The organism is Sphingomonas phyllosphaerae 5.2 (assembly GCF_000419605.1).
Lineage (GTDB): Bacteria > Pseudomonadota > Alphaproteobacteria > Sphingomonadales > Sphingomonadaceae > Sphingomonas > Sphingomonas phyllosphaerae_B.
On the sequence record NZ_ATTI01000001.1, the window covers coordinates 2,552,775 to 2,578,938 of the forward strand.

19 protein-coding genes are annotated in these 26,164 nt (G+C 67.1%); 13 read left to right on the forward strand and 6 right to left on the reverse strand.

Annotation, left to right across the window (positions count from 1 at the left end):
* Positions 1-10: 10 nt before the first annotated feature.
* Genes SPHPHY_RS0111985 through SPHPHY_RS20990 form a run of 5 tightly spaced genes read left to right on the forward strand, consistent with a single transcriptional unit; the run spans position 11 to position 4,409 of the window.
* Complete coding sequence (locus tag SPHPHY_RS0111985; RefSeq protein ID WP_028056837.1) at positions 11-646, forward strand: CpaD family pilus assembly lipoprotein; 636 nt, start codon at positions 11-13, stop codon at positions 644-646.
* A gap of 1 nt (position 647) precedes the next feature.
* Entirely contained in the window at positions 648-1,919 is a 1,272-nt protein-coding gene (locus tag SPHPHY_RS0111990; RefSeq protein WP_022686924.1) for an AAA family ATPase, read from the forward strand.
* 31 nt (positions 1,920-1,950) lie between these two features.
* Positions 1,951-2,919 (forward strand): type II secretion system F family protein, encoded by a 969-nt coding sequence (locus SPHPHY_RS0111995; protein WP_022686925.1) that lies wholly within the window; start codon positions 1,951-1,953, stop codon positions 2,917-2,919.
* Between the two features lies 1 nt (position 2,920).
* Positions 2,921-3,904, forward strand: a complete 984-nt coding sequence (locus SPHPHY_RS0112000) for a type II secretion system F family protein (protein ID WP_022686926.1) — start codon at positions 2,921-2,923, stop codon at positions 3,902-3,904.
* A 52-nt stretch (positions 3,905-3,956) separates the two neighbouring features.
* Entirely contained in the window at positions 3,957-4,409 is a 453-nt protein-coding gene (locus tag SPHPHY_RS20990; protein WP_022686927.1) for a hypothetical protein, read from the forward strand.
* A gap of 34 nt (positions 4,410-4,443) precedes the next feature.
* Here SPHPHY_RS20990 and SPHPHY_RS0112010 read toward each other — a convergent pair whose 3' ends face one another.
* From SPHPHY_RS0112010 to SPHPHY_RS0112025, 4 genes are all read right to left on the reverse strand, one after another.
* Positions 4,444-5,163, reverse strand: a complete 720-nt coding sequence (locus SPHPHY_RS0112010; protein ID WP_022686928.1) for a PEPxxWA-CTERM sorting domain-containing protein — start codon at positions 5,161-5,163, stop codon at positions 4,444-4,446.
* Complete coding sequence (ppdK, locus tag SPHPHY_RS0112015; RefSeq protein ID WP_022686929.1) at positions 5,160-7,829, reverse strand: pyruvate, phosphate dikinase; 2,670 nt, start codon at positions 7,827-7,829, stop codon at positions 5,160-5,162. Before ppdK ends, SPHPHY_RS0112010 begins: the two co-directional genes overlap by 4 nt.
* Before the next feature lie 74 nt (positions 7,830-7,903).
* The gene (gene glyS / locus SPHPHY_RS0112020; RefSeq protein WP_028056838.1) at positions 7,904-9,964 is read right to left on the reverse strand and encodes a glycine--tRNA ligase subunit beta; all 2,061 of its coding nucleotides are present in this window, start codon (positions 9,962-9,964) and stop codon (positions 7,904-7,906) included.
* Positions 9,961-10,800, reverse strand: a complete 840-nt coding sequence (locus SPHPHY_RS0112025) for a glycine--tRNA ligase subunit alpha (protein ID WP_028056839.1) — start codon at positions 10,798-10,800, stop codon at positions 9,961-9,963. Before SPHPHY_RS0112025 ends, glyS begins: the two co-directional genes overlap by 4 nt.
* Positions 10,801-10,937: 137 nt before the next feature.
* Here SPHPHY_RS0112025 and SPHPHY_RS0112030 point away from each other — a divergent pair, with 137 nt between their 5' ends.
* The 4 genes from SPHPHY_RS0112030 to SPHPHY_RS0112045 all read left to right on the forward strand — a co-directional run bounded on the left by SPHPHY_RS0112030 (position 10,938) and on the right by SPHPHY_RS0112045 (position 14,046).
* Positions 10,938-11,834, forward strand: coding sequence for a TraB/GumN family protein (locus SPHPHY_RS0112030; RefSeq protein ID WP_043131115.1), 897 nt, complete (start codon positions 10,938-10,940; stop codon positions 11,832-11,834).
* A 165-nt stretch (positions 11,835-11,999) separates the two neighbouring features.
* On the forward strand, positions 12,000-12,686 hold the full coding sequence (locus tag SPHPHY_RS0112035) for a 50S ribosomal protein L25/general stress protein Ctc (RefSeq protein WP_028056840.1): 687 nt from the start codon (positions 12,000-12,002) through the stop codon (positions 12,684-12,686).
* A gap of 95 nt (positions 12,687-12,781) precedes the next feature.
* Positions 12,782-13,348 carry an aminoacyl-tRNA hydrolase gene (pth, locus tag SPHPHY_RS0112040; protein ID WP_022686934.1) on the forward strand — a complete coding sequence of 189 codons (567 nt, stop codon included), beginning with the start codon at positions 12,782-12,784 and terminating at the stop codon, positions 13,346-13,348.
* Positions 13,349-13,461: 113 nt separating this feature from the next.
* On the forward strand, positions 13,462-14,046 hold the full coding sequence (locus SPHPHY_RS0112045) for a TIGR02466 family protein (protein ID WP_028056841.1): 585 nt from the start codon (positions 13,462-13,464) through the stop codon (positions 14,044-14,046).
* On the opposite strand, the gene SPHPHY_RS0112050 is transcribed toward SPHPHY_RS0112045, so the two are convergent.
* Positions 14,030-14,890: an oxidoreductase gene (locus SPHPHY_RS0112050; RefSeq protein WP_022686936.1), complete on the reverse strand. Its 861-nt coding sequence runs from the start codon at positions 14,888-14,890 to the stop codon at positions 14,030-14,032. The genes SPHPHY_RS0112045 and SPHPHY_RS0112050 overlap by 17 nt on opposite strands.
* A gap of 100 nt (positions 14,891-14,990) precedes the next feature.
* Between SPHPHY_RS0112050 and SPHPHY_RS20065 the strand changes: the two genes are divergently transcribed.
* Positions 14,991-16,691: a DEAD/DEAH box helicase gene (locus SPHPHY_RS20065; protein WP_022686937.1), complete on the forward strand. Its 1,701-nt coding sequence runs from the start codon at positions 14,991-14,993 to the stop codon at positions 16,689-16,691.
* A 929-nt stretch (positions 16,692-17,620) separates the two neighbouring features.
* On the opposite strand, the gene SPHPHY_RS0112065 is transcribed toward SPHPHY_RS20065, so the two are convergent.
* A complete protein-coding gene (locus SPHPHY_RS0112065; RefSeq protein ID WP_028056842.1) occupies positions 17,621-20,095 on the reverse strand; it encodes a PhoX family protein in 2,475 nt (824 codons plus the stop codon).
* Between the two features lie 407 nt (positions 20,096-20,502).
* Here SPHPHY_RS0112065 and rplJ point away from each other — a divergent pair, with 407 nt between their 5' ends.
* The 3 genes from rplJ (at position 20,503) to rpoB (ending at position 26,094) form a co-directional block, all read left to right on the forward strand.
* Positions 20,503-21,018: a 50S ribosomal protein L10 gene (gene rplJ, locus SPHPHY_RS0112070; RefSeq protein ID WP_022686939.1), complete on the forward strand. Its 516-nt coding sequence runs from the start codon at positions 20,503-20,505 to the stop codon at positions 21,016-21,018.
* A gap of 83 nt (positions 21,019-21,101) precedes the next feature.
* Positions 21,102-21,476 (forward strand): 50S ribosomal protein L7/L12, encoded by a 375-nt coding sequence (gene rplL, locus SPHPHY_RS0112075; protein ID WP_028056843.1) that lies wholly within the window; start codon positions 21,102-21,104, stop codon positions 21,474-21,476.
* Between the two features lie 439 nt (positions 21,477-21,915).
* Complete coding sequence (gene rpoB / locus SPHPHY_RS0112080) at positions 21,916-26,094, forward strand: DNA-directed RNA polymerase subunit beta (protein ID WP_022686941.1); 4,179 nt, start codon at positions 21,916-21,918, stop codon at positions 26,092-26,094.
* Positions 26,095-26,164 lie beyond the last annotated feature (70 nt).

The following is a 26,164-nucleotide window of genomic DNA, read 5'->3' on the forward strand; positions in this document are numbered from 1 at the left end:
GATGCTCGAAATGACCACGCGTCCGCTTCTTCTCGCCACCCTCGCGCTCTGCGTGCCGCTCGCCGGCTGCGCTGGCGACTATCGGGGCGTCGAAACCATCCACCAGCCCGTCGTCACGCAGACGGATTACGCGCTCGATCTGCTCGCCGGTCCTGACGGGCTGGCGCAAGGCGAGGCGCAGCGGCTGCGCGGCTGGCTCGACGTGCTCGGCGCAGCGCCCGGCGCGACGATCGCGATCGACGACCCCGGGGCCATACCTGCCGTCCGGAACGACATCGCGGCGGTGGCGGGCGGGCACGGCTTGCGCTTCGCTGCGACGACGCCGGCACCCGGTGCAGCGCTCACGCCCGGCACGGTGCGGGTCGTCGTGACGCGCAGCGCCGCGTCGGTGCCGAGCTGCCAGGTACCTGGTGCCCGCAGCGGGATCGTCAACTTCGACGCGCATGCCGGCAGCACCTTCGGCTGCGCGATCAACGGCAATCTCGCTGCAATGGTCGCCGATCCGACCGACCTCATCCAGGGCAAGTCCGACGACGGCAGCGGCACCGCCATGACGGCCGCCAAGGCAGTGGGCATGTGGCGCAAGGCAGCCCCGACCGGCGCCGGCGGCACGGTCCTCAAAAGCGAATCGACGGGAGGCCGCTGACATGAACGCCCCATGGAAAGTCGCCGGCACCGCGGCCCGCGCGCCCTTCTTCGCCTTCTGCTGCGACGATGCGTCGGCCGAAACCCTGCGCACCGTCGTCGACGATCTCGGCTGGCCGCAGGAGAACGTCTATAAGGGCGGGTTGCGGCAGGGCGTGCAGACGCTGGCGGTCAGCTCGAGCCCCCAGGTGCTGTTCGTCGACCTCAGCGAGACCAGCGATCCGCTCGGCGAGATCAACAGCCTTGCCGAGGTGTGCGAGCCGGGCACGATCGTGATCGCCGCCGGGCAGATCAACGACGTGCGCCTCTATCGCGACCTGCTGGCGAGCGGCATTCACGACTATTTGTTGAAGCCGCTGGCGGTGGATGCGGTGCGCGACGCCTTTGCCGCCGCGCAGACGATGCTCAACGCGCCGCGCTTCACCGAAGCCGCTACCGAACAGCCGCACGCTGCACTGGCGGTGATCGGTTGCCGCGGAGGCGCCGGCGCCTCCACGATCGCGACATCGCTGGCATGGCAGATGAGCGAAGTAGGCAAACGCTCCACCGCGCTACTCGACCTCGACGTACACTTCGGCACCAACGCGCTGGCGCTCGACCTGGAGCCGGGACGCGGCCTCGTGGACGCGATCGACAATCCGAGCCGCATCGACGGACTCTTCCTCGAACGCGCGCTGGTACGAGCCTCCGACAAACTTTCGGTGCTGTCTGCGGAAGCACCGATCAGCAACCCGATCGTCACCGACGGCGCAGCCTATTACCAGCTCCAGGAAGAGTTGCGTGGCGCGTTCGAGATGAGCATCATGGACCTGCCGCGTGCGATGCTGATCCAGCATCCGCACCTCATGACCGAAGTGCAGGCGGTTGTGCTCGTCACCGAACTGACGCTCGCCGCTGCGCGCGACACGATCCGGCTGCTGTCGTGGTTGCGCACCAATGCCCCGCAGGCGCAGGTGTGCGTGCTCGCGAACCGCGTCCATTTGGGGGCGCAACAAGAAGTGCTCCGCAAGGATTTCGAGGGCTCGATCGAACGCAAGATCGACGTCGCGATCCCCTACGACCACAAGCTGGCGACCCAGGCCGCCAAGCTCGGCAAGCCGCTGGCCGCGGCAGGCAAGGGCTCGAAGACCATCGCCCCCCTCGCCGATCTTGCCAACCGACTGCTTGCCGCCACCGGCGAAGACGCGGTGCCGCTGAATGGCGCCGCCGCGCGCGGCGGCTCGCTATTGGCGCGCTTCACCGAGTTCATGGCCAAGAAGCCGGCCCAGAAGTGATCTCCGCGTCCCCTCGCCCTTCGGAGCCGCCATGTCGCCGGTGATCCTCCTGTTCCTGGCCGCGGCGATGACGCTGGGGCTGCTCGTCATCGCCTTCGCGGGCCCATCCACGCAGAAGACGACCGCGCGCCGGCTGGCGGGATTGCGTGATCGGCACACGGTGGTGCAGGGCAATACGATGGAGGCGCAACTGCGCCGTATCACCGGCCGGCGCGCCACCAGGGCCGATCTGGCGGTGATGCGCATCCTGCCGAACGAAGCCGAGCTGAAGAAGCGGCTGGCGATGACCGGCAAGACCTGGACGGTCGGCCAGTACGGCATCGGCGCCGTGACGATCGCCATCGTCATATTCCTGTTGCTGGCGTTCAAGGGGCTGCCGCTGCTGCTCGCGCTCCTCATCGGCATGGTGATCGGCGCACTCGTTCCGCATCTGGTGGTCGGCTATCTCATCAAGCGCCGGATCGGCTCCTTCATCGCGAAGTTTCCCGACGCCATCGAGTTGCTGGTACGAGGGCTCCGCTCGGGCCTGCCGATTTCGGAGACGATGCAGGTCGTCGGCGCAGAGGTGCCCGGCCCGGTTGGCGAGGAGTTCCGCGCTGTCTCCGACAAGATGCGGATCGGCCGGACCATGGACGTCGCGCTTCAGGAAACCGCAGACCGGCTGACGACGCCGGAATTCCAGTTCTTCGTCATCACGATCGCGATCCAGCGCGAAACCGGCGGCAACCTCGCGGAGACACTTCAGAATCTTGCCACCGTGCTGCGGCAGCGTGGGCAGATGAAACTGAAGATCAAGGCGATGTCGTCCGAATCCAAGGCGTCGGCTTATATCATCGGCGCGCTGCCGTTCATCGTCTTCGCGCTGATCTATTCGATCAACCCGCCGTATATGCTGACGTTCTTTACCGATTTCCGGCTGATGGTCGTCGCTGGCGGCGGTTTTGTCTGGATGGCGATCGGCGCCTTCATCATGTCCCGTATGGTGAGCTTCGAGATCTGACATGCCCACGATCCTAGGCTTTGACACGCTCACGCTTGCCATCATCCTGCCGCTGCTTGCCGCGGTGGTGATAATCGGCTTGCAACTCACCCGCGGTTTGCGCGACCCCATGACCCGGCGGGTGCGCGCGCTCAACGATCGGCGCGAGCAGTTGAAGGCCGGCATCACCGCCTCGACCGCCAAGCGCCGGACCAAGCTGGTCCATCAGAACAACACCGCCGACCGCGTGCGCAGCCTGCTGTCGTCGTTGCGCGTCCTGCAGGACGAGCAATTGAAGGTTGCCCAGCGCAAGCTGTTACAGGCCGGTATCCGAAACAAGGAATGGGCGGTCGCGGTCATTTTCGGCCGGCTGGTGCTGCCGATCGTGTTCGGCGGGTTGATGGTGATCTGGGTCTATCTGCTCGATGCGTTTCCGGAGTGGGGCGCGCTCAAGCGCTACGGGCTGGTCGCAAGCACATTCGTGCTGGCCTACAAGGCGCCCGATATCTTTCTGAAGAACAAGATCACGAAGCGCAGCGCGGCGATCCGCAAGGGGCTGCCCGACGCGCTCGACCTGCTCGTGATCTGCGCCGAGGCCGGCCTGACCGTCGACGCCGCCTTCCACCGGGTGTCGCGCGAACTGGGGAAGGCGTATCAGGAACTCGGTGAGGAATTCGCGTTGACCGCGATCGAGCTAGGCTTCCTTACGGACCGCCGTCACGCGTTCGAGAATCTGGCAACGCGCGTCGATCTCGATGCGGTGCGCGGTGTCGTGACCACGATGATCCAGACCGAGAAATACGGCACCCCGCTCGCCAGCGCGCTGCGCGTCCTGTCGGCGGAGTTTCGTAACGAGCGGATGATGCGGGCCGAGGAGAAAGCTGCGCGGCTGCCGGCGATCATGACGGTGCCGTTGATCCTGTTCATTCTGCCGGTGCTGTTCGTCGTGATCCTCGGGCCTGCCGCCTGTTCGCTCAACGACTCGTTCATCAACGCCAAGCCGTAGGAACAGCAGGGGGACTCCGTCGTTTACCTCGCGAAACGAACGGAGGATCGTCATGCTGTTCACCACGACGACGCAATATATCGCACTGGCGGTCGCGCTGGTGGCCGGCTGGCTATTCGGACTCGCCAGCCATCCGGGCGGGCGCAAGTGGAAGACGCGCTACGCCGCGGAGCGCGATGCGCACGCCACCACCAACAAGCGCGTGAGCGAGCTGGAACGCGAGCATGACGTCGCGACCAGGCGCGCGACGGAGCTGGAGCGCGAGCACGGCACCGCTGGCACACGTGTCACCGAGCTGGAGCACGAACGTGACGTCGCCGCGCAGCGCGCGAACGAGCTGGAGCGGCACGTCGAGGAACTGCGTCGCGAGAACGAACGCCTTGCGGCCGCGCACCCGGTAGTCGACGATCGCCGCATCCACGACGATCGCCCACTGGCTGGTGACCGCTTTGTCGAGGACGATCGTCTCGCCCCCGGCCATCCGCGCGACCGCGGATTCATCTGACGCATTAGCGTGGGCAAGCTCGGCTTGCCCACGCTCAAGCGAGGCGCCTCACGCGTCGGCGCTGGACGGCGCCAATCGTGACGAATCCGAGCAGCAGCGTCATCCATGTTGCGGGCTCCGGAACCGCACGCATCGCGAAACTATACTGGCTGGAGAGGCCGCTACGCATACCCGCCGCCGCCACTAGCGGGAACGTGTCCTCGATGCGCAGTTCGTAGCTGCCGGGCGCGAGCAGCGCCTGTGTTTCTCCGCTAGAACCGTCACCCAGCGAGTCGAGCCGCAGAAGCGTGTCCGATGCGCCGCGCACCGCAAGCGACAGCGCCTGTCCGGGGGCACTTCCCCCGGCGGCGCTCCCGAACGTGGAGACGCCCCAGTTCACGTCGAAAGCGGTCAGCGAATCGACAGTGAAGAAGTAGCGGTAATTCGCGGTGGCCGACTGGATCGCGTCGCTGTCGCCGGGCGTCAGCGAACGACGGAACGTCACGCGCCCGCGCTCCGCACTGTTCAGCACCGCCAGCACCGAGGAGGTGGCGCGAATACCGGACACTCCGCCGCCGGGCGCGACGATCTGCGCCGAGGCGTTGATCGTACCCGCGCGTGTACCCGCATCGCTCCCGTCGGAGGCAAGCGGCTCCATGTTGACGGTCGCGCGCAATTGCGTGTCGACGATCTGCGTTCCGATGATGACCGCCGCCGATGCCGACGTGGTGGTGACAGCAAGCGCGGCCAACACCGCTGCGATTAGGATTTTCATGAACGTGCCTTCAATGCTGCCTGCGCCGCCGCCAGCCGCGCGATCGGCACACGGTATGGCGAGGCGGAGACATAATCGAGCCCGACCTGCTCGCAGAACGCGATCGATGCGGGATCGCCGCCATGTTCGCCGCAGATGCCGAGCTTGATGTCCGGCCGCGTGGCACGCCCGCGCTGTGCCGCGATTTCGACCAGCTCGCCGACGCCCTCGACATCGAGGCTGACGAAGGGATCGCGCGCGTAGATGCCCTTTTCGACATAGGCGCCCAGAAAGCGGCTGGCGTCGTCACGGCTGACGCCGAGCGTCGTCTGCGTCAAATCGTTGGTACCGAACGAAAAGAACTCACCCGCCTCGGCGATCTCGCCCGCGCGCAGCGCCGCGCGAGGCAGTTCGATCATCGTGCCGACGAGATAGTCGATCGTTCGCCCACGCTCGGCGAACACCGCCTGCGCCGCGGTGTCGACCACCACCTTCATCAACTCCAGCTCGCGCTTGGTCGCGACCAGCGGGATCATCACCTCGGGGATCGGCGCCTCGCCCGACTTCTCGGCGACGTCGAGCGCCGCCTCGAAGATCGCGCGCGCCTGCATCTCGTAGATCTCGGGGTAGGTCACGCCCAGACGGCAGCCGCGATGGCCGAGCATCGGGTTGAATTCGTGCAGTTCCGCTGCGCGACGCTTGAGCTGGTCGATCGCGATCCCCGTGGCGGCAGCGACCTCGGCGAACTCATTTTCCTGGTGCGGAAGGAATTCGTGGAGCGGCGGATCGAGCAATCGCACCGTCACCGGCAATCCCGCCATCACCTCGAAGATCGAGGTGAAATCGGCGCGTTGTTCGGGCAGCAGCTTCTCCAGCGCGGCGCGGCGTCCCGCCTCGTCCTCCGCGAGGATCATCTGGCGCACCGCGGTGATGCGCGCGGCGTCGAAAAACATATGTTCGGTGCGGCATAGTCCCACACCTTCGGCACCAAAATCACGCGCGGTGCGGCAATCGAGCGGCGTTTCGGCATTCGCGCGCACCTTCAGGCGGCGGACCTTGTCCGCCCACACCATCAGCGTGCCGAAGTCGCCGGCGAGCTCCGGCTGGATCGTCGCGACTTCGCCGATCATCACCTCGCCGGTCGCGCCGTCGATCGTGAGCCGGTCGCCCTCGCGCACCTCGCGTCCGGCGCAGCGCAGCACCTTGTCCTTCGCGGAGATCGACAGCGACCCCGCCCCCGACACGCACGGGCGCCCCATGCCGCGCGCGACGACCGCGGCATGGCTGGTCATCCCGCCACGCGCGGTCAGGATGCCCTTCGCCGCGTGCATCCCGTGAATGTCCTCCGGGCTGGTCTCGGTGCGCACCAGGATCACCGCCTTGCCGTCCGCCGCCATCCGCTCGGCGGTGTCGGCGTCGAACACGACGAAGCCGCTCGCCGCACCCGGCGAGGCGGGCAGCCCCTTGGTCAGCACATCGCGCGCCGCCTCGGGATCGAGCGTGGGGTGGAGCAACTGGTCGAGCGCCTGCGGCTCGACGCGCGCGATCGCTTCCTCCTCGGTGATCAGCCCCTCGCTCGCCATCTCGACCGCGATCTTCAGCGCAGCCTTGGCGGTGCGCTTGCCCGAGCGGGTCTGGAGCATCCACAACTTGCCGCGCTCGACGGTGAACTCGATGTCCTGCATGTCGCGGTAATGCGTCTCGAGCTTGTCGAAGACCGCCGCCAGCTCGGTATAGACCTCGGGCAGCGCCTCTTCCATCGACAGCGGCTTGGCGCCGGCTTCCTCGCGCGCCGCGCGGGTGAGATATTGCGGGGTGCGGATGCCGGCGACGACGTCCTCGCCCTGCGCATTGATCAGGAACTCGCCGTAATAAGCGCGGTCGCCCTTGGCGGGATCGCGGGTGAACGCGACGCCCGTGGCGCTGGTGTCGCCCATGTTGCCGAACACCATCGCCTGCACGTTGACCGCCGTACCCCAGTCACCGGAGATGTGGTTCAGACGGCGGTAGACCTTCGCGCGTTCCGACTGCCACGACCCGAACACCGCGCCGACCGCGCCCCACAATTGATCGTGGACATCCTGCGGGAACGGCTTTCCCCATTCCTTCGCGACGATCGCCTTGTATTCGGCAACCAGTTCACGCCAGTCCGCCGCGGACAATTCGGTGTCGAGCGTGAAGCCGCGGTCTTCCTTCGCGATCTCCAGCGCCTCCTCGAACGCGCCGTGATCGAGTTCGAGCACGACATCCGAGTACATCTGGATGAAACGGCGATAGCTGTCCCACGCGAAGCGCTCGTCACCACTGGCGGCCGCCAGCCCCGCGACGGTGGCGTCGTTGAGCCCGAGGTTCAGCACCGTGTCCATCATGCCGGGCATCGACACGCGCGCACCGGAGCGGACCGAGACCAGCAGAGGATCGGCGGGTTCGCCGAAGCGCTTGCCCGTCACCTGCTCGATATGCGCGATCCCCCCGGCGACTTCGGCCCTGAGCGAGTCGGGAAAGCTTTCGCCCTCCTCGTAATAACGCGCGCACATCGCGGTGGAGATCGTGAAGCCGGGCGGCACCGGCAGGTCGATCGACGCCATCTCGGCCAGGTTCGCGCCCTTGCCCCCCAACAAGTTCTTGTCGCCCTTTCCCCCATCGGAGACGCCGCCACCGAAGCGATAGACGTAACGCTGGGCCATGGTTCCAAGTCCTTGATTTCGCGTCGCCGCGCGCCGCGAATGTTGTGAAAGTTGAGACGCTGGCGCGTTTTCCGTCAGCCGTCGATTCTCGAGAAATCGGCCACCTTGTGCACTGCGGCACGAACGCGCGCCAGCAGGTTTAGACGTGCGGTGCGCCGAACCGGATCGACGTCATTTACGGTAACGCTATCAAAGAACACATCGATCGGTGCGCGCAACGTGGCGAGCGCGGCCATCGCACCCTCGAAATCCTCGCGCGCGACCGCATCGGCGGCGGCCGGTTCGGCGGCATCGAGCGCGGCGACGAGCGCAGCTTCGCCGGTTTCGGGCGTGTAGGACAGCGGTTCGTATGCGGCGGGCACGACCTCGCCCGCGACGCCTTCCTTCTTCAGGATGTTGGCGGCGCGCTTGTAGCCGGCGAGCAGGTTCGTGCCGTCGTCCGTGCCGACGAACGACTGGAGCGCACGGACGCGGGCGAGCAGGCGGACCAGATCGTCCTCGCCGCCGAGTGCGAACACTGCGTCGATCAGGTCGTGACGGACGCCGGCCTCGCGTTGCTGGACCTTGAGGCGGTCAATAATGAAATCAAGAATCTCGGTCGAGCCGCTGTCGTCAGACTTACCAAGCGCCACGATTGCTGCGGGGTGAAATGGCAGACGCAGGTCGTTTTTATTGATCAGAGCCGAGATGCCAAGCGCCGCCCGCCGAAGAGCGAACGGGTCCTTCGAGCCGCTCGGCTTTAGCCCGATACCGAAGAACTGCGCGACGCTGTCCAATTTGTCCGCCAGCGACACCGCCACCGTCACCGGATCGGTCGGCACGTCGTCACCCTGCCCGACCGGCTTGTAGTGATCGCGCACCGCGTTCGCGACCGTTTCGTCCTCGCCCTGCGCGGCGGCATAGTAACCGCCGATAAGTCCCTGCAATTCCGGGAACTCGCCGACCATGCCGGTGACCAGATCGGCCTTGGCGAGGCGGGCGGCACGCTCCGCCTGATCGGCCTGCGCCGGCGTGCCGACGATCCCTTCCTCGACCAGCCAGCGCGCCAGCTTCGCGACGCGCTCGACCTTGTCGGCGACGGTGCCGAGCTTCTCGTGGAAGACGATCCGGTCGAGCTTCTTGGCCTGCTCCTCCAGCGGCACCTTCAGGTCGGTGTCGTAGAAAAAGCGCGCGTCGCTCAAGCGTGCGGCGAGCACCTTCCGATTGCCCTCGACGATCTTCGCGCCGCCATCGTGCGCGACGATGTTAGCGGTACACACGAAAGCGTTGGCGAGCTGCCCCGTCCCATCGCGGCACACGAAATATTTCTGGTTCACGCGCGCGGTGAGCTGGATCACCTCGGGCGGGACCGAGAGATATCCGGCATCGAAGCGACCGAGCAGCGGCACCGGCCATTCGGTCAGCCCGGCATTCTCGGCGACCAGGCCTTCGTCCTCGACCAGCACCAGTCCGGCCCCGGCGGCCAGCGCGGCGGCGCGATCGCGGATGAGCGCGGCGCGCTCGTCCTGGTCGACGATGACGTGGCAGGCACGCAGCTTCTCTTCGTAGTCCGCCGCCGAGCCGATCGTGATCGTGCCGGGGTGATGGAAGCGATGCCCGAGCGTCGCGGCACCGCTTTCGACGCCCGCGATCGTGACCGGCACGACCAGTTCACCGAACAGCGCGACGATGCCGTGCAGCGGGCGAACCCAGCGCAGGCTCTCGGTGGACGACGATGCCGCGCCCCAGCGCATCGACTTCGGCCACGGGAAGGCACGGATGACGGCCGGGATCGCCTCGGCCAGCACCTCGGCAGTGGCGCGGCCGGGCCGTTCGGTGACGGCGTAGAACACGCCGTCACGCTCGGTCAGTTGCGCGGCGGTGAGCCCGGTCTTGCGGAGGAAGCCCTCCAGCGCCTGCGGCGGCGCGGAGGCGCGCGGGCCCTTCACTTCCTCGGCGACCGCCTCGGTGGCGTGCGGCAGGTCGCGCAGGATCAGCGTCAGGCGGCGCGGCGTGGCATAGGTGACGGCCGAAGCGGCGGTCAGCCCCGCCTTCGCCAGTTCGGCCGCGAACAGCCGCGCCAGATCCTCGCGCGCCCTGGCCTGCATCCGCGCCGGGATTTCCTCGGAGCGCAGTTCGAGAAGGAAATCGGTCACGCGGCCCACCCGTTCTTTTCCATATATGCCGCACAGGCGGCCTTCGCGAGATCGCGGACTCGGCCGATGTACGCCTGCCGCTCGGCAACGGAGATCACGCCGCGCGCCTGCAACAGGTTGAAGGTGTGGCTGGCCTTGATCGCCTGTTCATAGGCGGGGATCGGCAGCTTCGCGGCGAGGCTGCGCTCGCATTCGGCGGCCGCCTTCCGGAACAGGTCGAACAGCGCGTCGGTGTCGGCGACCTCGAAGTTCCAGGTCGACATCTGCCGCTCGTTTTCGAGGAACACGTCGCCGTAGGATACGCCCGCGTCGTTGAAGGCGAGATCGTAGACGTTGTCGACGTTCTGGATGTACATCGCCAGCCGTTCCAGCCCGTAGGTCAGCTCGCCCGCGACCGGCTTCATGTCGAAACCGCCCATCTGCTGGAAATAGGTGAATTGCGTCACCTCCATCCCGTCGCACCACACTTCCCAGCCGAGCCCCCACGCCCCCAGCGTCGGGCTCTCCCAATCGTCCTCGACGAAGCGGATGTCGTGCAGCCCGGTATCGACGCCGATCGCCGCGAGGCTGCCGAGGTACAATTCCTGCAGATCAGGCGGGCTGGGCTTCAGGATCACCTGATATTGGTAATAATGCTGTAGCCGGTTGGGGTTCTCGCCGTAGCGGCCGTCGGTGGGACGGCGGCACGGCTGGACATAGGCGGCGTTCCACGTGTCCGGCCCCAGCGCGCGCAGCGTGGTGGCCGGGTGGAACGTGCCCGCCCCCATTTCCATGTCATAGGGCTGAAGGATCGCACAGCTGCGCTCCGACCAATATTGGTGGAGCCGCAGGATCATCGCCTGGAAGCTGAGCGGGCGGGGAGCGCTGGTGTCGGTCACGGTCGCGGTCTGTGGCGCATGGGCGGCGCGGAATCAACAAAGCCGTGGCGCGCGCCCCCTTCCCTTCGACCGCGCGGCCGGTCATGAGCGGCGCCATGAAGAACGCCGCCACCGCGCTTGCGCTGCTCCTCGTCCTGCCGCTGCCCGCCTGCGCGCAGCAGGCACCCGCACCCGCCGCGGCGCACGATGCCGACCCCGCGCTGTGGGTGGTGAAGGACAGCGACACGACCATCTACCTGTTCGGCACGGTCCATGTCCTGAAGCCGGGATTGTCATGGTTCGACGAGGCCGTGAAGACCGCGTTCGACGGCTCGCAGACGCTGGTGCTGGAGATGGTCGAGCCCGACGCCGCCACGCAGCAGAAGGTGGTCGCCGGCGCCGCCTTCAACCCGGCCGGAACGCCGCTGACGCAGCAACTGCCGCCCAATTATCGCGGCGCTTTCGCCAGGGCGATGGGCGACGGCGGGGTGCCAGCCGCCGCCTACGACCGGATGCGGCCGTGGTTCGCGGCGGTCACGCTGTCGCTGCTGCCGATCCGCCAGCTCGGCTACGATCCCGCCAACGGGCCGGAGAAAGTGTTGTCGGACGCGGCGAAAAAGGCCGGCAAGCCGGTGATCGGGCTGGAGACGTTCGAGGGCCAGCTGGGCGTGTTCGGCGCCCTGTCGCAGGATGCGCAGATGCAGCTGCTGGAAAGCACGCTCGACGAACTGCCGAAGGTGGACGCGACGTTCGGGACGCTGGTGGACGCCTGGGCGACGGGCAATCCCGACGGTGTCGCCAAGGAAATGAACGATTCGCTCAAGGACTCGCCGGAAGTCGCCAAGGCGCTGCTGACCGATCGCAACAAGCGCTGGGCGGCGTGGATCGCGGAGCGGATGAAGCAGCCCGGGACGGTGTTCATCGCGGTGGGCGCCGGGCATCTCGCCGGCGCGGGCAGCGTGCAGGACCAGCTGGGCCCGTACAAGCTGAAGGCGGTGCGGGTTAGATACTGAGCGACGTCGCGCCGACGCGGGCGTGGTCGGCGCGCGGCTGACCGGCCCTGGCTCGGCGCGCACCTTGCATTTCGGCGCCCGCTCGGCTAGGCGCGCCGGCTTCCGGTCATGGTCATCCCTGGAGGCGTGATCGGGAGCTATATCACCGTATTCGGAGCATTCGAAATGAGCGACACCATCACGCTCGCAGCCGAGACGCGTGACCGGGTTGGCAAGGGAGCCTCCCGTGCACTGCGTCGCGACGGCCGCGTCCCCGCCGTGATCTACGGCCAGAACAAGGAACCGTCCTCGATCCACCTCGAGGAGAAGGCGCTCGTCAAGGCGCTGATGACCGGTCACTTCATGAACTCGGTCATCATGGTCGGCGGGCAGCGTACGCTGGCCAAGGACGTCGCGTTCCATCCGGTCAGCGATCGCCCGACGCACGTCGACTTCCTGCGCATCGGCGAGCATGAGTCGGTGACGATCGCGGTGCCGGTCGTGTTCGTGGACGAGGACGACGCCCCCGGCATCAAGCGCGGCAACGGCGTGCTGAACATCACGATGCACGACATCGAACTGGTCGTCGACGCCGCCGACATCCCCAGCGAGATCACCATCTCGCTCAAGGGCATGGAAATCGGCGACTCGATCCACATCGCCGACGTGAAGCTGCCCAAGGGCGCGACGCCGGCACTGGAAGGCGACTTCGCGATCGCCACGATCGTGCCGCCGACGGTGCCGACCGCCGCCGACGACCAGCTCGACGCCGAAGTGGCCGAGGCGCAGTCGGCCGAGGCTGAGGCTGCTGCCGCCGAGCCGAACGACGACGACAACGACGACGACAAGGTGTCGGTCCAGAAGAAGGACTGATGCCGGCTCCATCGCCCGACGGGCGATGGGTCGTCTCCGGGGGGCAGGGCAGCGGCGACGCTCCCCTGCCCCTTCGCATGTAAAGGAATGGCGCGATGCAGCTGTGGGTCGGTCTCGGCAATCCGGGCGCGCAATATGCGATGCACCGCCACAACGTCGGCTTCATGGCGATCGACGCGATCGCCGCGGTCCATGGCTTCGCGCCGCCGTCGAAGAAATTCCAGGGCTGGTTGCAGGAAGGGCGCGTCGGCGGCACGAAGGTGCTGTTGCTGAAGCCGGCGACGTTCATGAACGACAGCGGGCGTTCGGTCGGCGAGGCGCTGCGCTTCTACAAGCTGGGCATCGAGGCGCTGACCGTGTTCCACGACGAACTCGATCTGGCACCGATGAAGATCAAGGTGAAGCAGGGCGGCGGCACCGCCGGGCATAACGGGCTGCGCTCGATCGACCAGCATCTCGGGCCGGACTTCCGCCGCGTGCGGATCGGGATCGGGCATCCCGGGCACAAGGACCGCGTGACCGGGCACGTGCTCGGCAATTACGCCAAGGTGGAGATCGATCCGCTCAGCGACCTGCTCGGCGCACTGGCGGCCGAGGCGGCGTGGCTGGCGAACGGCGACGACGTCCGCTTCATGAACGACGTGGCGCTGCGGCTGGCGTAGCTACAGCGCACGTTCCTGGTGGCTGCGCGCGCGCAACCCCTTGCCAGCACATCGCGCACCTTCCAGGGCGATCGCCATATGCCCTGCCCTCGCAGCGGCGACGGATGACCACGATGCCGACGCGCCAGCTTTTCCCGACCCTGTTCTACGAGGCCGCCCTCGACGATGCCGCCTTGCTCGCGGAGCTCGAGGGATCATGCCGTGCACTGGCCGAGGATGACGGCGCGGGGCGGCGCTGGTCGAAGGCGCACGGCTATCGCGGGTACACCAGTTACGCCTCGCTCAACGACCTGCCGATGCGCGACCCGGTGTTCGCGGACCTGAAGAAGCTGCTGGACCGGCACGTCGCGGCGTTCGCGAAGGACGCGGGCTTCGATCTCGGCGGGCGCAAGCTGAAGCTCGACAGCCTGTGGGTCAATTTGATGAAGCCGGGCGGGACACATTCCGGCCACCTGCACCCGCACAGCGTCGTCTCCGGCACCTTCTACGTCGCGGTGCCCGAGGGATCGGGCGCGCTGAAGCTGGAGGATCCGCGCCTGCCGATGATGATGGCCGCGCCGCCGCGCGACGGCACGTTCGTCTATGCCGAGCCGCGCGCGGGGTCGCTGTTCCTGTGGGAAAGCTGGCTTCGGCACGAAGTGATGACCAGCGCCGCGAAGGCCGAGCGGATCAGCATCAGCTTCAACTACCGCTGGTAGCGTCGGGATAGTCGGCGCCGAGCGCGGCATCACGCAAGCCCTCGATTTCGGCGATGCGCGCGTGCAAGCGCCCGGTGACCGCGTCGTGGCCCCATTTGCCGAGCACGAGATGCCGCGGCGGCTGATCGCGTTCGACCGCGGCGATCATCGCCTCGCCGGCGCGCACGGGGTCGCCAGGCTGATTGCCCGAATAGTCCTTCGTCGATGCCATCCGCGCCGCGGCGGTTTCCGCATAATCGGCGATCCGGCTCTCCGTCTGGCGCAGCGAGCGCCCCGCCCAGTCGGTGCGGAACGGCCCCGGCTCGACACAGGTGACCGATAGCCCCAGCGGTGCGACCTCTGCGGCAAGCGCGTCGGAGAACCCCTCCACCGCGTGCTTCGACGCCGCGTAATAGCCTGACGATGGGAAGCCGACGAGCCCGGCGACCGAGGTGATGTTGACGATCGCCCCTTGCCGGCGTGCGCGCATCCCCGGCAGCACCGCGCGGGTCATCGCGAACAGCCCGAAGACGTTGGCATCGAATTGCGCGCGAATTTCGCCGTCGTCACCTTCCTCGATGCTCGACTGATAGCCATAGCCGGCGTTGTTCACGAGCACGTCGATGCGCCCGAACTTCTGCTCGGCGGCAACGACCGATGCAGCGACAGCCCCGGCGTCGGTGACGTCGAGCGCCAGCGCCAGCACGCGATCCTGCTGCCCTTCCGCCAGATCGGCGACGCGCGCCGCATCGCGCGCGGTCGCCACCACGCGCCAGCCGCGCGCCAGCACCAGCCTTGCCAGTTCGCGCCCGAAACCGGTCGAGCAACCGGTGATGAACCACACCGGATCAGCGGGGAGAGCCATGAGATTTGTCCCAGGATGACAGCAAGTTGCCCGAACGCGTCGTCATCGGGGTGCGTTCCCGCTGGCAATTGTGAGCCGAAAGGTCCATGTGGCATGCTTCATGGACTTTCCAAATCTCCCCCCCGCGCTCGCCAGCGCGCTCTCCGCGCGTGGATATACCGCGCTCACCCCCGTTCAGGCCGAGGTGACGGCCGAGGCCGCGCACGGTCGCGACCTCCTCGTGTCCGCACAGACCGGCTCCGGCAAGACCGTCGCCTTCGGTCTGGCGATGGCCGAGCAGTTGATGAGCGAGGACGGCAACCTGCCGCCCCCCGCCGCGCCGCTCGCGATCGTCATCGCGCCGACGCGCGAACTGGCGTTGCAGGTCGCCAAGGAGCTGATGTGGCTCTACGCCGATGCGCGGATCGCCACCTGCGTCGGCGGCATGGACGCCAGTCGCGAGCGTCGCACGCTCAACCAGGGCGCGCATATCGTCGTCGGCACTCCCGGCCGCTTGCGCGACCATGCCGAGCGTGGCGCACTGAAGCTGGCGCAGATTCGCGTCGCCGTGCTCGACGAAGCCGACGAGATGCTCGACATGGGCTTCCGCGACGACCTGGAGGCGCTGCTGGACCAGACGCCGGGCGAGCGCCGCACGCTGTTGTTCTCCGCGACGCTGCCGCGCCCGATCGTGGCGCTGGCGAAGGCCTATCAGCGTGATGCGCTGCGTATCTCCACCGTCAGCGAGCAGCGCGGGCACGGCGACATCACCTATCGCGCAGTTACGGTTTCGCCATCCGAGATCGAGCACGCGGTCATCAACCTGCTGCGTTACTACGAAGCGGAAACCGCGATGCTGTTCTGCGCGACGCGCGACAACGTGCGGCACCTGCACGCCGGACTGGTCGAGCGCGGCTTCGCAGCCGTGGCGCTGTCGGGTGAGCATTCGCAGAACGAGCGCAACCATGCCCTGCAAGCGCTTCGTGACCGCCGTGCGCGCGTCTGCGTCGCGACCGACGTTGCGGCACGCGGCATCGATTTGCCGACGCTCAGCCTCGTCGTCCACGTCGAGATGCCGCGCGATGCGGAGGTGTTGCAGCACCGTTCCGGCCGGACGGGCCGCGCGGGCAAGAAGGGCACCGCGGTGCTGATCGTGCCATATCCGCGTCGCCGTCGGGTCGAGATGATGCTGCGCGGCGCGCGTATCGCCACCGAATGGGGCGACGTGCCGAGCGCGGAGGCGATCCGCGCCAAGGATCGCGAGCGGTTGCTGGAGCGATTGCTCGCGCCCGTCGAGGTCGAGGACGAGGACAAGGCGCTGGCCGCCGAGTTGCTGGCGCAACGCACCCCGGAGGAGATTGCCGGCGCGTTCGTCGCCGCGCAGCGTGCCGCGCTGCCGGCGCCCGAGGAACTCGGTGATCGCAGCGAGATGAGCGAGCGCCAGCAGAAGGGCCATCGCGACGGCTTCGACGACGTGGTGTGGTTCCACATGAACGTCGGTCGCCGCCAGAACGCCGATCCGCGCTGGGTGCTGCCGCTGCTATGCCGTCGCGGTCACGTGACCAAGGCCGAGATCGGCGCGATCCGCATCGGGCCGTCGGAAACGCAGTTCCAGGTGCCCAGCGCGCTTGCCGGGCGCTTCGCAGCCGCGGTGAAGGCCAGCGCGAACGCCGATGGCGAGGACGAGAGCGGCATCCGCATCGAGCCGATGCCGAGCGGCTCGGTGCCGATCCGCAACGCCGGCGGCCCGCCGCAGCGTCGTCATGGCGGCGGCGGTGCCGGTGCCGGTGCGCCGCGCGGGGGTCCGCGCCCGCGGCGGTGACGGTGGTGGCGGGCACGTATGCGCCCGCCGCCCCATCTGCCCGGTGACCGTGGCCACGCATGTGGGCGAGCTGGCGTAACGGGCGACATAGATCGAAGCGTGCGGCGATTGGCCCTTTGGCCGATCGCCATTCAGGCGATACCCGCAAGCGCGTCGTTGCGAGCGTAGCGAAGCGCGCCGCGGCGTCGCGCGGCATGCTGGGTTGCTTCGCTACACTCGCCATGGCGGGTGTGGGGAGCAGATCTGCCCGATTGCGGCAGGGCGGTTCGCCCGACCAGATGAACAATCGTGATTGGCGAACAGTCCGACATCCGCGAAGCGCTGAATGGCGATCCCGTCTCTGGTCCCGACGTCCAAACAGGCTGCGATTCGCGTCATCCGTTCGCGAGCCGACCGGCCCTTCCTTCATCGGGGGCGGCAAGAAGCGTGGCTTCGATCATATCCGGGCGGACGGCCGGTAAGGGTCGGCTCATTGTGGCCCGTCGTGTCAGAGCGCTGGCAATGAACACCGCATTGGCCAAACGTCCGTGTCGGGCGGGAAGTGAAGCAAACCAAGGCTGGATCAGCACGCGCTGGATTACTTCGCCGCGCTCGCGCTGACGGGCGGCGGACCGTTCGTGAGCACCGCGAGCGGTTTTCGACCACGTTGCACCACCGTCATCGCCCTTTGCGCGCCTGCTACGCGGCGAGCGCGATTTCGGCCCGCCGCGGCGTTGCTCACCGGTTACCATTGCCGAAGCATCGCGCCCTCCTCGCGTCTTGCGACGGAGCGAAATCCCCGCCGTGCCGATGGCGCAACAGGACCGGAAACCGCTCCAACCGACGAAAAAACGGCGACCGTAGCCCCGCTACGGTCGCCGTCCGCGCATCCTGCCGTCGGCGTCGCCCCGCCGCCCACGGCCGGGCGGAGCGATGCCGGCGGGATCGCGTCAGAGCCCGACGACGCCGCCGTCGTTCTTGGTGATGACGATCGTCGCCGAGCGCGGGCGCACGCCCGGTGCCGCCGCAGCTTGCGACGCCGGCCAGTTCGACGTGATGTCCGACGGCCCGCCGCCTTCGCCGGGATGCTGGATGTTGACGAACACCGAGCGACCGTCCGGCGTCGAACTGATGCCGGTGATCTCGCACCCGACCGGGCCGACCAGGAAGCGCTTCAGCTTCGCGGCCGGTGCCGCGCCGATCCGCGTCGTGACGGTGCGGCTCGCGCCGCCTCCGGTGCTGGTCACCTGCCGGGTGCCGCCGTCGGCGACGCGCCCGGGCATGCCGACCAGCATCTGGTTGTTGGTCACGTCGGTGAACGCGCCATCATCGGTCTGCAGCCACAACAGCGGCGCCACCTGCCCGCTGGCGTTGGTCGGCAGGCCGAACCACAGCCCGTCCGGCGAGGAGAAGTCGTTGGTGGCGTCCAGCCCCGACAGGTTGATGTTGGTCGGATCGAGGTCAGAGCCTGCACCAAAGGCGTAGATGTCCCAGGTGAAGGTGGTCGCCTCGGTCGTGTCGGCGGCCTCGCGCAGGCGGATAACATGGCCGTTGCGGTTGCTGACCGAGGTCGAGGGCGGATCGATGTAGGCACGCGGGTTGCTCGCATCGACGCGCGCCGCGCTGCGCGACGAATTGTTGGTGAGCGTGCAGTACATCTCGCCGTTGACGGGGTTCACCGCGGTCCATTCGGGCCGGTCCATCGGCGTGGCGCCCAGCACGTCGGCCGCCAGCCGGGTGTTGATGAGCACGTCGGCCTGATCGGCGAAGGGATAGATGGTGCTGTCGGCGGTCAGCCCGTTCTGCCCGAAGACCAGCGGCAGCCAGGTGCCGGTGCCGTCGTCGGCGAACTTCGCGACATACAGCGTGCCGGCGTCGAGATACTTGTCGCCGGTCGCCAGCCGGTCGGCAGCGGTCGCGTCAGCAACCGCCCAGGCGGTGTTCGACACGAACTTGTAGATGTATTCGTTCTGCGCGTCGTCGCCCATGTAGAAGGCCGGCTTCACCCCGGCGATCGTCCGGCCCGGCCAGCAACCCTCGTGGTTCATGCGCCCCAGCGCGGTGCGCTTGCGCGGCGTCGATTGGGGATTGAACGGATCGATCTCGACCACCCAGCCGAACGTGAACGGCTCGTTCCGGAAGTCCTGCGTGCCGTCGGCGGCGGCATCGGCGAGGACGCTGGCGTTCCAGCGCGAGAAGGTCGTGCTCGACGCATCCGCCGGGGTCACGGTGGTCCAGCGATAATTGCCGGTCCGGCCCTGCCCGATGCCGTAGCGGCGCAGCGACGCATTCTGCTTCGCCGCATTCGCCGCGGTACGCGCCGCCTCGTCACCGGCCGCGCGGGTGAAATAGCCGGCCCAATTCTCTTCGCAGGTCAGATAGGTCTGCCATGGCATCTGGCCGTTGGCGCAATTGTTGATCGTGCCGTTGCTGCGCGTGCCGTCGTTCGACACGCGCGTGCGCAGCGCGGCGTTGCCGCGCACCGGCCCGTTGAACTGCATCGGCGTGTTCGGGGTGATGCGCCGGTTCAGCGTGCTGGCCGGCACGTAGCTCCACGCACCCGCGGTGCTCGCGCGGGTGACCTCGACGACCGAGACGCCGTGCGCCTCGATCTCCTTGATCGCCTCGGCTTCCGGGCGAATGCCGGGCGGGGTCAGCCCGGTGGGGCCGTTGGCGTGCAGGTAGCTTTCGGTGATGTTCTCGTGGTTCATCACCAGCACGCCGCGCGTGTTGCTGTTCGCGTCGGGCATCGCACCGGTCGCCGCGAGCCCGAAATAGCTCATGCCGTCGTGATGGTCGCCGGCGCGCTGCGCGAAGTTCGTGTCGGTGCCGTTGTTGGCATAAGCGGCCACGCCCGAGGCGAGCGGATCGCCCATCCGGTAGAGAACGGTGACCGTATAGTCCGCGGGCACGGTGACGAGGTCGTTCTTGTTCTTCGCCACGGCGGTGAAGGCCAGCACGGCGGGCAGGACGTTGACGGTGGTGCGCGCACTGTTGGCGCCGTTGCCGTTGCTGGCGCTGAATTCGAACACCAGCGCCGTCGACTGCGCGACGTTGGGCGCCACGAAGGTGATGGAATTACCGCTGGTGACCACCGCGACCGTGGGGCCGCTGACCTGCTTGAAGCTGGTGGTGGTGGCGTTGCTGCTCGCGGTGGCGCTGAGCGTCACGACGCGCCCGCCCTGCGTCTGCACGGTCGTGCCGTCGGACACGGTGATGGGGTCCTCGCCGTCATCGTCGCCGCCGCATCCGCTCAGGAGTGCGCCGCCGAACACCGCAGTCGTCATCGCGCTCATGCCGCCCATCAGCGAGCGACGCGAATAACGGCGGTCGATCAATTCGTTGAGATGCGTCGTGGTCGACGGGTTGGTGTCGATATCGCCATCGTCATAGGCGCCGACTTCCACAAGGCTCATTTCGGTCATCTGCATTCCCCGCGTTCGTATGGCAGCCCATTTGGCGGCGCCCCGCGGCAGCGCGGTTGCAGTTCGGTGACGCGAAAATGAAATCGCCAAGGCACTATTGTGACAGCGCTCGCCGACTTGACCGGAACGCAAAAACCGCTAAGGGCTCGCGTGCGTGTCGCCTTCGCTCATGGGCAAGGTGGCACACCGTCCGAGACAGCGGGTGATCCTCACGGATCTTAATTCCCCGCCGAGGCGGGGACAGGACCGTATTCTCGCCGCGCGCGCACGCATGCCGTGTGGCCGGATCCCGGTCATTCCCCATCGCTGGACTGTACCGTCGTCCGCGCGAAGCTCGCGCGGCCGTATGGTTCGTACCCGGAAGGACCCGTGCACCTCGCACGGACCTTCCCAATGTGGAGAATGGCATGGATCGTAGTCAAAAGACTTCGGCCGTCGCCGAGCTCAACCGCAACTTCTCCGAGGTCGCCGTGGTGGTCGTCACCCGGAACCTGGGGATGACGGTGGCGCAGTCGACCGACTTGCGCAACCGGATGCGGGATGCCGGCGCGACCTACAAGGTCTCGAAGAACAAGCTTGCCAGGATCGCACTCGACGGCACCGATTACGGCTCGATCAGCGACATGCTGACCGGTCCGGTCGGCCTGGCGACCTCGACCGACCCGGTCGCGGCTGCCAAGGTCGCCGCCGAATTCGCCAAGACGACCGACAAGTTCGAGATCGTCGGCGGTGCGATGGGCGCGACCCCGCTCGACGTGGCGGGCGTGCAGGCACTGGCCACGCTGCCGTCGCTGGACGAGCTGCGTGCGAAGATCGTCGGCCTCATCGTGGCACCTGCCACGAAGCTGGCGACCATCACCCAGGCCCCGGCCGCGCAGATCGCGCGCGTGCTGGCAGCTTATTCGGAGAAGGAAGCGGCCTGATTTCGGGCGGCATCCTGATGAATCGTTGAACCCAGTTATTGAACTTGGGGGGCACCTGTCCCCGCTTGATAGGAAGTATGATCATGGCAGACCTGAACGCGCTCGTTGAGAGCCTGAGCGAGCTGACCGTCCTCGAGGCCGCCGAGCTCTCGAAGCTGCTCGAAGAGAAGTGGGGCGTTTCGGCCGCAGCAGCGGTTGCAGCGCCGGCCGCCGGCGGCGGCGCAGCGGCCCCGGCCGCCGAAGAGAAGACCGAGTTCGACGTGATCCTGACCGGCGACGGTGGCAAGAAGATCAACGTCATCAAGGAAGTCCGCGCGATCACCGGCCTGGGCCTGACCGAGGCGAAGGCGCTCGTCGAAGGCGCGCCGAAGCCGGTCAAGGAAGGCGTGAACAAGGACGAGGCCGAGAAGGTCAAGAAGCAGCTGGAAGAAGCCGGCGCGACCGTCGAGCTGAAGTAAGCCGCAGCGCGGGGGGTGGGCCAGAGCGCCCGCCCCCCGCGCCCGGCCGGCCGACGAACGGCCCAAGCCCGTTCGTTCGACGTCGTGGAGGTCTCTCCATGACGGCCGTCAGCAGAAAAGGGGCGGCACCCGCAGGGGTGTCGCCCCTTTTTCGTGCACGCGCTCTGGCTTGCCATACACGCGGCCCTGGGCTGCTGCGCCATATGCGCAACCACGCCGGCGCTCGCAGTGACGACGGCCGGTTTGACACACCCGTCCCCGGCTCCTATATCCGGCCCATCACCACAGCTTCCGGGAAACGGCGCGCCTTGCGCAGCGGGTCGATCGGATTGGGAAGTTGCGGTTCCGGACGCTGAAAGCCGACGCATCTGATTGCGATCGGCTTTTGTGCGTTCGATCCTGCGCCTGCATTTTGACGGCTTACGAGGCACAAGCTTTTATGGCGACCAATCCGATCGACGCGGGCTCCGCGCGGACCGAAATGGCGGGGACGCGCAAGCGGCGCATCCGCAAGGTGTTCGGCAACATCCACGAAGTGGTGCAGATGCCGAACCTCATCGAGGTCCAGCGCGAGAGCTACGAGCAGTTCCTGCGCTCCGACCCGTCGATCGGCTATGTCTCCGGCCTCGAGAAGACGCTGCGCAGCGTGTTCCCGATCCGTGACTTCGCCGGCACCGCGGAACTGGACTTCGTCAACTACGAGCTGGAGCCGCCGAAGTTCGACGTCGAGGAATGCCGCCAGCGCGGCATCACCTATGCGGCGCCGATGCGCGTTACGCTGCGCCTTATCGTGTTCGAGGTGGATCCCGATACGGAAACCCGCTCGGTGCTCGATATCAAGGAGCAGGACGTCTACATGGGCGACATGCCCCTGATGACGGAGAACGGGACGTTCTTCATCAACGGGACCGAGCGCGTCATCGTGTCGCAGATGCACCGTTCGCCGGGCGTTCTGTTCGACCATGACCGTGGCAAGACCCACGCGTCGGGCAAGTACCTCTTCGCCGCGCGCGTGATCCCGTACCGCGGCTCGTGGCTCGACTTCGAGTTCGACGCCAAGGACATCGTCAACGTCCGTATCGACCGGAAGCGCAAGCTGCCGGTGACGGCGCTGCTGTACGCGCTGGGCATGACCGGCGAGGAGATCCTCAACCAGTTCTACAACCGCGTCACTTATGTGCGCGGTCAGGGCGGCTGGCAGATCCCGTTCGCGCCGGAGAACTGGCGCGGCGTGAAGCCGACGTTCGACATCGTCGACGCCAAGTCCGGCGAGATCGTGTTCGCGGCGGGCACCAAGATCACGCCGCGCGCCGCCAACAAGGCCGGCAAGGACGGCCTCGAGACGCTGCTGATCCCGACCGAGGAGATCTACGGCCGTTATAGCGCCTACGACCTCATCAACACCGGGACCGGCGAGATCTACGTCGAGGCCGGCGACGAAGTGGGTCCGGAGAGCCTCGAGAAGCTCGACAAGGCCGGCATCGACCGCATCGAGCTGCTCGACATCGACCATGTCGCGACCGGTCCGTGGATCCGCAACACGCTGAAGGCCGACAAGGCCGAAGAGCGCGAGCAGGCATTGTCGGACATCTACCGCGTCATGCGCCCGGGCGAGCCGCCGACGCTGGAGACCGCCGAGTCGCTGTTCGCAGGGCTGTTCTTCGATCCGGACCGCTACGACCTGTCGGCGGTCGGCCGCGTGAAGCTGAACATGCGCCTCGACCTCGACGCCGAGGACACGGTGACGACGCTGCGCAGCGAGGACATCCTCGCCGTGATCAAGACGCTGGTCGGCCTGAAGGACGGCAAGGGCGAGATCGACGACATCGACAACCTCGGCAACCGCCGCGTGCGTTCTGTCGGCGAGCTGCTGGAGAACCAGTATCGCGTCGGGCTGCTGCGCATGGAGCGTGCGGTGAAGGAGCGCATGTCGTCGGTGGATGTATCGACGGTCATGCCGAACGACCTCATCAACGCCAAGCCGGCGGTCGCCGCGGTGCGTGAATTCTTCGGCTCGTCGCAGCTGTCGCAATTCATGGACCAGACCAACCCGCTGTCGGAAGTGACGCACAAGCGTCGTGTATCGGCGCTCGGACCGGGCGGCCTGACGCGTGAGCGTGCGGGCTTCGAAGTCCGCGACGTTCACCCGACGCACTATGGCCGCATCTGCCCGATCGAGACGCCGGAAGGCCCGAACATCGGCCTCATCAACTCGCTGTCGACCTTCGCGCGCGTCAACAAATACGGCTTCATCGAGACGCCGTACCGCAAGATCGTCGACGGGAAGGTGACCAACGAGGTCGTCTACCTCTCGGCGATGGAAGAGCAGAAGCACACCGTTGCGCAGGCGTCGGCCGAGCTGGCCGAGGACGGCTCGTTCGCCGAGGAGCTGGTCTCCGCGCGGCAGGCGGGCGAATTCCTGATGGCGCTGCCGGAGACGGTGACGCTGATGGACGTCAGCCCGAAGCAGCTCGTCTCGGTCGCGGCCTCGCTGATCCCGTTCCTGGAGAACGATGACGCGAACCGCGCGCTGATGGGCTCGAACATGCAGCGCCAGGCGGTGCCGCTGGTCAAGGCCGAGGCACCGTTCGTCGGTACCGGCATGGAAGAGACCGTCGCGCGCGATTCGGGCGCGGCGATCGCGGCCAAGCGCGCCGGCATCGTCGACCAGGTGGACGCCGCCCGCATCGTGGTGCGCGCGACCGGTGAGATCGACTCCGCCAAGTCGGGCGTCGATATCTACACGCTGATGAAGTTCCAGCGCTCGAACCAGTCGACCTGCATCAACCAGCGTCCGCTGGTGAAGGTGGGCGACGTGGTGAACGCCGGCGACGTGATCGCCGACGGCCCGTCGACCGAGTTCGGCGAGCTGGCGCTGGGCCGCAACGCGCTCGTCGCGTTCATGCCCTGGAACGGCTACAACTACGAGGATTCGATCCTCATCTCCGAGCGGATCGTGAAGGACGACGTGTTCACGTCGATCCACATCGACGAGTTCGAGGTGATGGCTCGCGATACGAAGCTGGGGCCGGAGGACATCACGCGCGACATCCCGAACGTCGGCGAGGAAGCACTGCGCAACCTCGACGAGGCGGGCATCGTGTACGTCGGTGCCGAGGTCGAGCCGGGCGACATCCTGGTCGGCAAGATCACGCCGAAGGGCGAAAGCCCGATGACGCCGGAGGAGAAGCTGCTCCGCGCCATCTTCGGCGAAAAGGCCTCCGACGTCCGCGATACCTCGCTGCGTCTGCCGCCGGGCGTTGCCGGCACGATCGTCGACGTCCGCGTCTTCAATCGTCACGGCATCGACAAGGACGAGCGCGCGATGGCGATCGAGCGCGAGGAGATCGAGCGGCTCAAGAAGGACTCGGATGACGAGCGCTCGATCCTGAACCGTGCGACGTGGAGCCGGCTCCGTGAAATGCTGCTGGACCAGGTCGCGACCGGCGCGCCGAAGGGCGTGAAGAAGGGCATCACCATCGACATGGAAGTGCTCGACAGCGTCGAGCGTCATGAATGGTGGAAGTTCGCGGTGCAGGACGACGCCGTGCAGGCGAACCTGGAAGCGGTGAAGGGCCAGTACGACGAGGCTGCAAAGCGGATCCGCGACAAGTTCGAGGATCGCCGCGAGAAGCTGGAGCGTGGCGACGAGCTGCCGCCGGGCGTGCTGAAGATGGTCAAGGTGTTCGTCGCGGTAAAGCGTAAGCTGCAGCCGGGCGACAAGATGGCCGGCCGTCACGGCAACAAGGGCGTCATCAGCCGCATCCTTCCGGCGGAGGACATGCCGTTCCTCGCCGACGGGACGCCGGTCGACCTCGTGCTCAACCCGCTGGGCGTGCCGAGCCGCATGAACGTCGGGCAGATCTTCGAGACGCACCTCGGCTGGGCGGCGCGTGGGCTTGGTCAGCAGATCAAGCATGCGCTGGAAGACTGGCGCGAGGCCAACCCCGATGCCAAGCCGGGCGACATGCCCGACGCGGTCAAGGATCGGCTGCGTACCGTCTATGGCGAGCATTATCTCGACGACATCGACTCGCGCGATGCCGGTGAGATCATCGAGCTGGCGCAGAACCTGACGCCCGGCGTTCCGATGGGCACGCCCGTGTTCGACGGCGCGGTCGAGAAGGACGTGTTCGACATGCTGGAGCTGGCGGGTCTCGACACGTCGGGCCAGTCGGACCTGTTCGACGGACGTACCGGCGACAAGTTCGACCGCCAGGTGACGGTGGGCATCATCTACATGCTGAAGCTGCACCACCTGGTCGACGACAAGATCCACGCCCGGTCGATCGGACCGTACAGCCTCGTCACCCAGCAGCCGCTGGGCGGCAAGGCACAGTTCGGCGGACAGCGTTTCGGCGAGATGGAGGTCTGGGCGCTGCAAGCGTACGGTGCCGCCTATACCTTGCAGGAGATGCTGACGGTGAAGTCGGACGACGTCGTCGGACGCACCAAGGTCTACGAGGCGATCGTCAAGGGCGACGACACGTTCGAGGCCGGCATTCCGGAGAGCTTCAACGTGCTCGTGAAGGAAATGCGCTCGCTGGGCCTCAACGTCGATCTCAAGTCGATGGAAGAAGCCAAGGACGAGGACGGCGTCGCGATCGCGGCCGAATAAGCCCTTCTACCCTCCCCTCCCTTCGCGGGAGGGGATTGAGGGTGGGTAGCCACACGCGGATCGCGCGTCG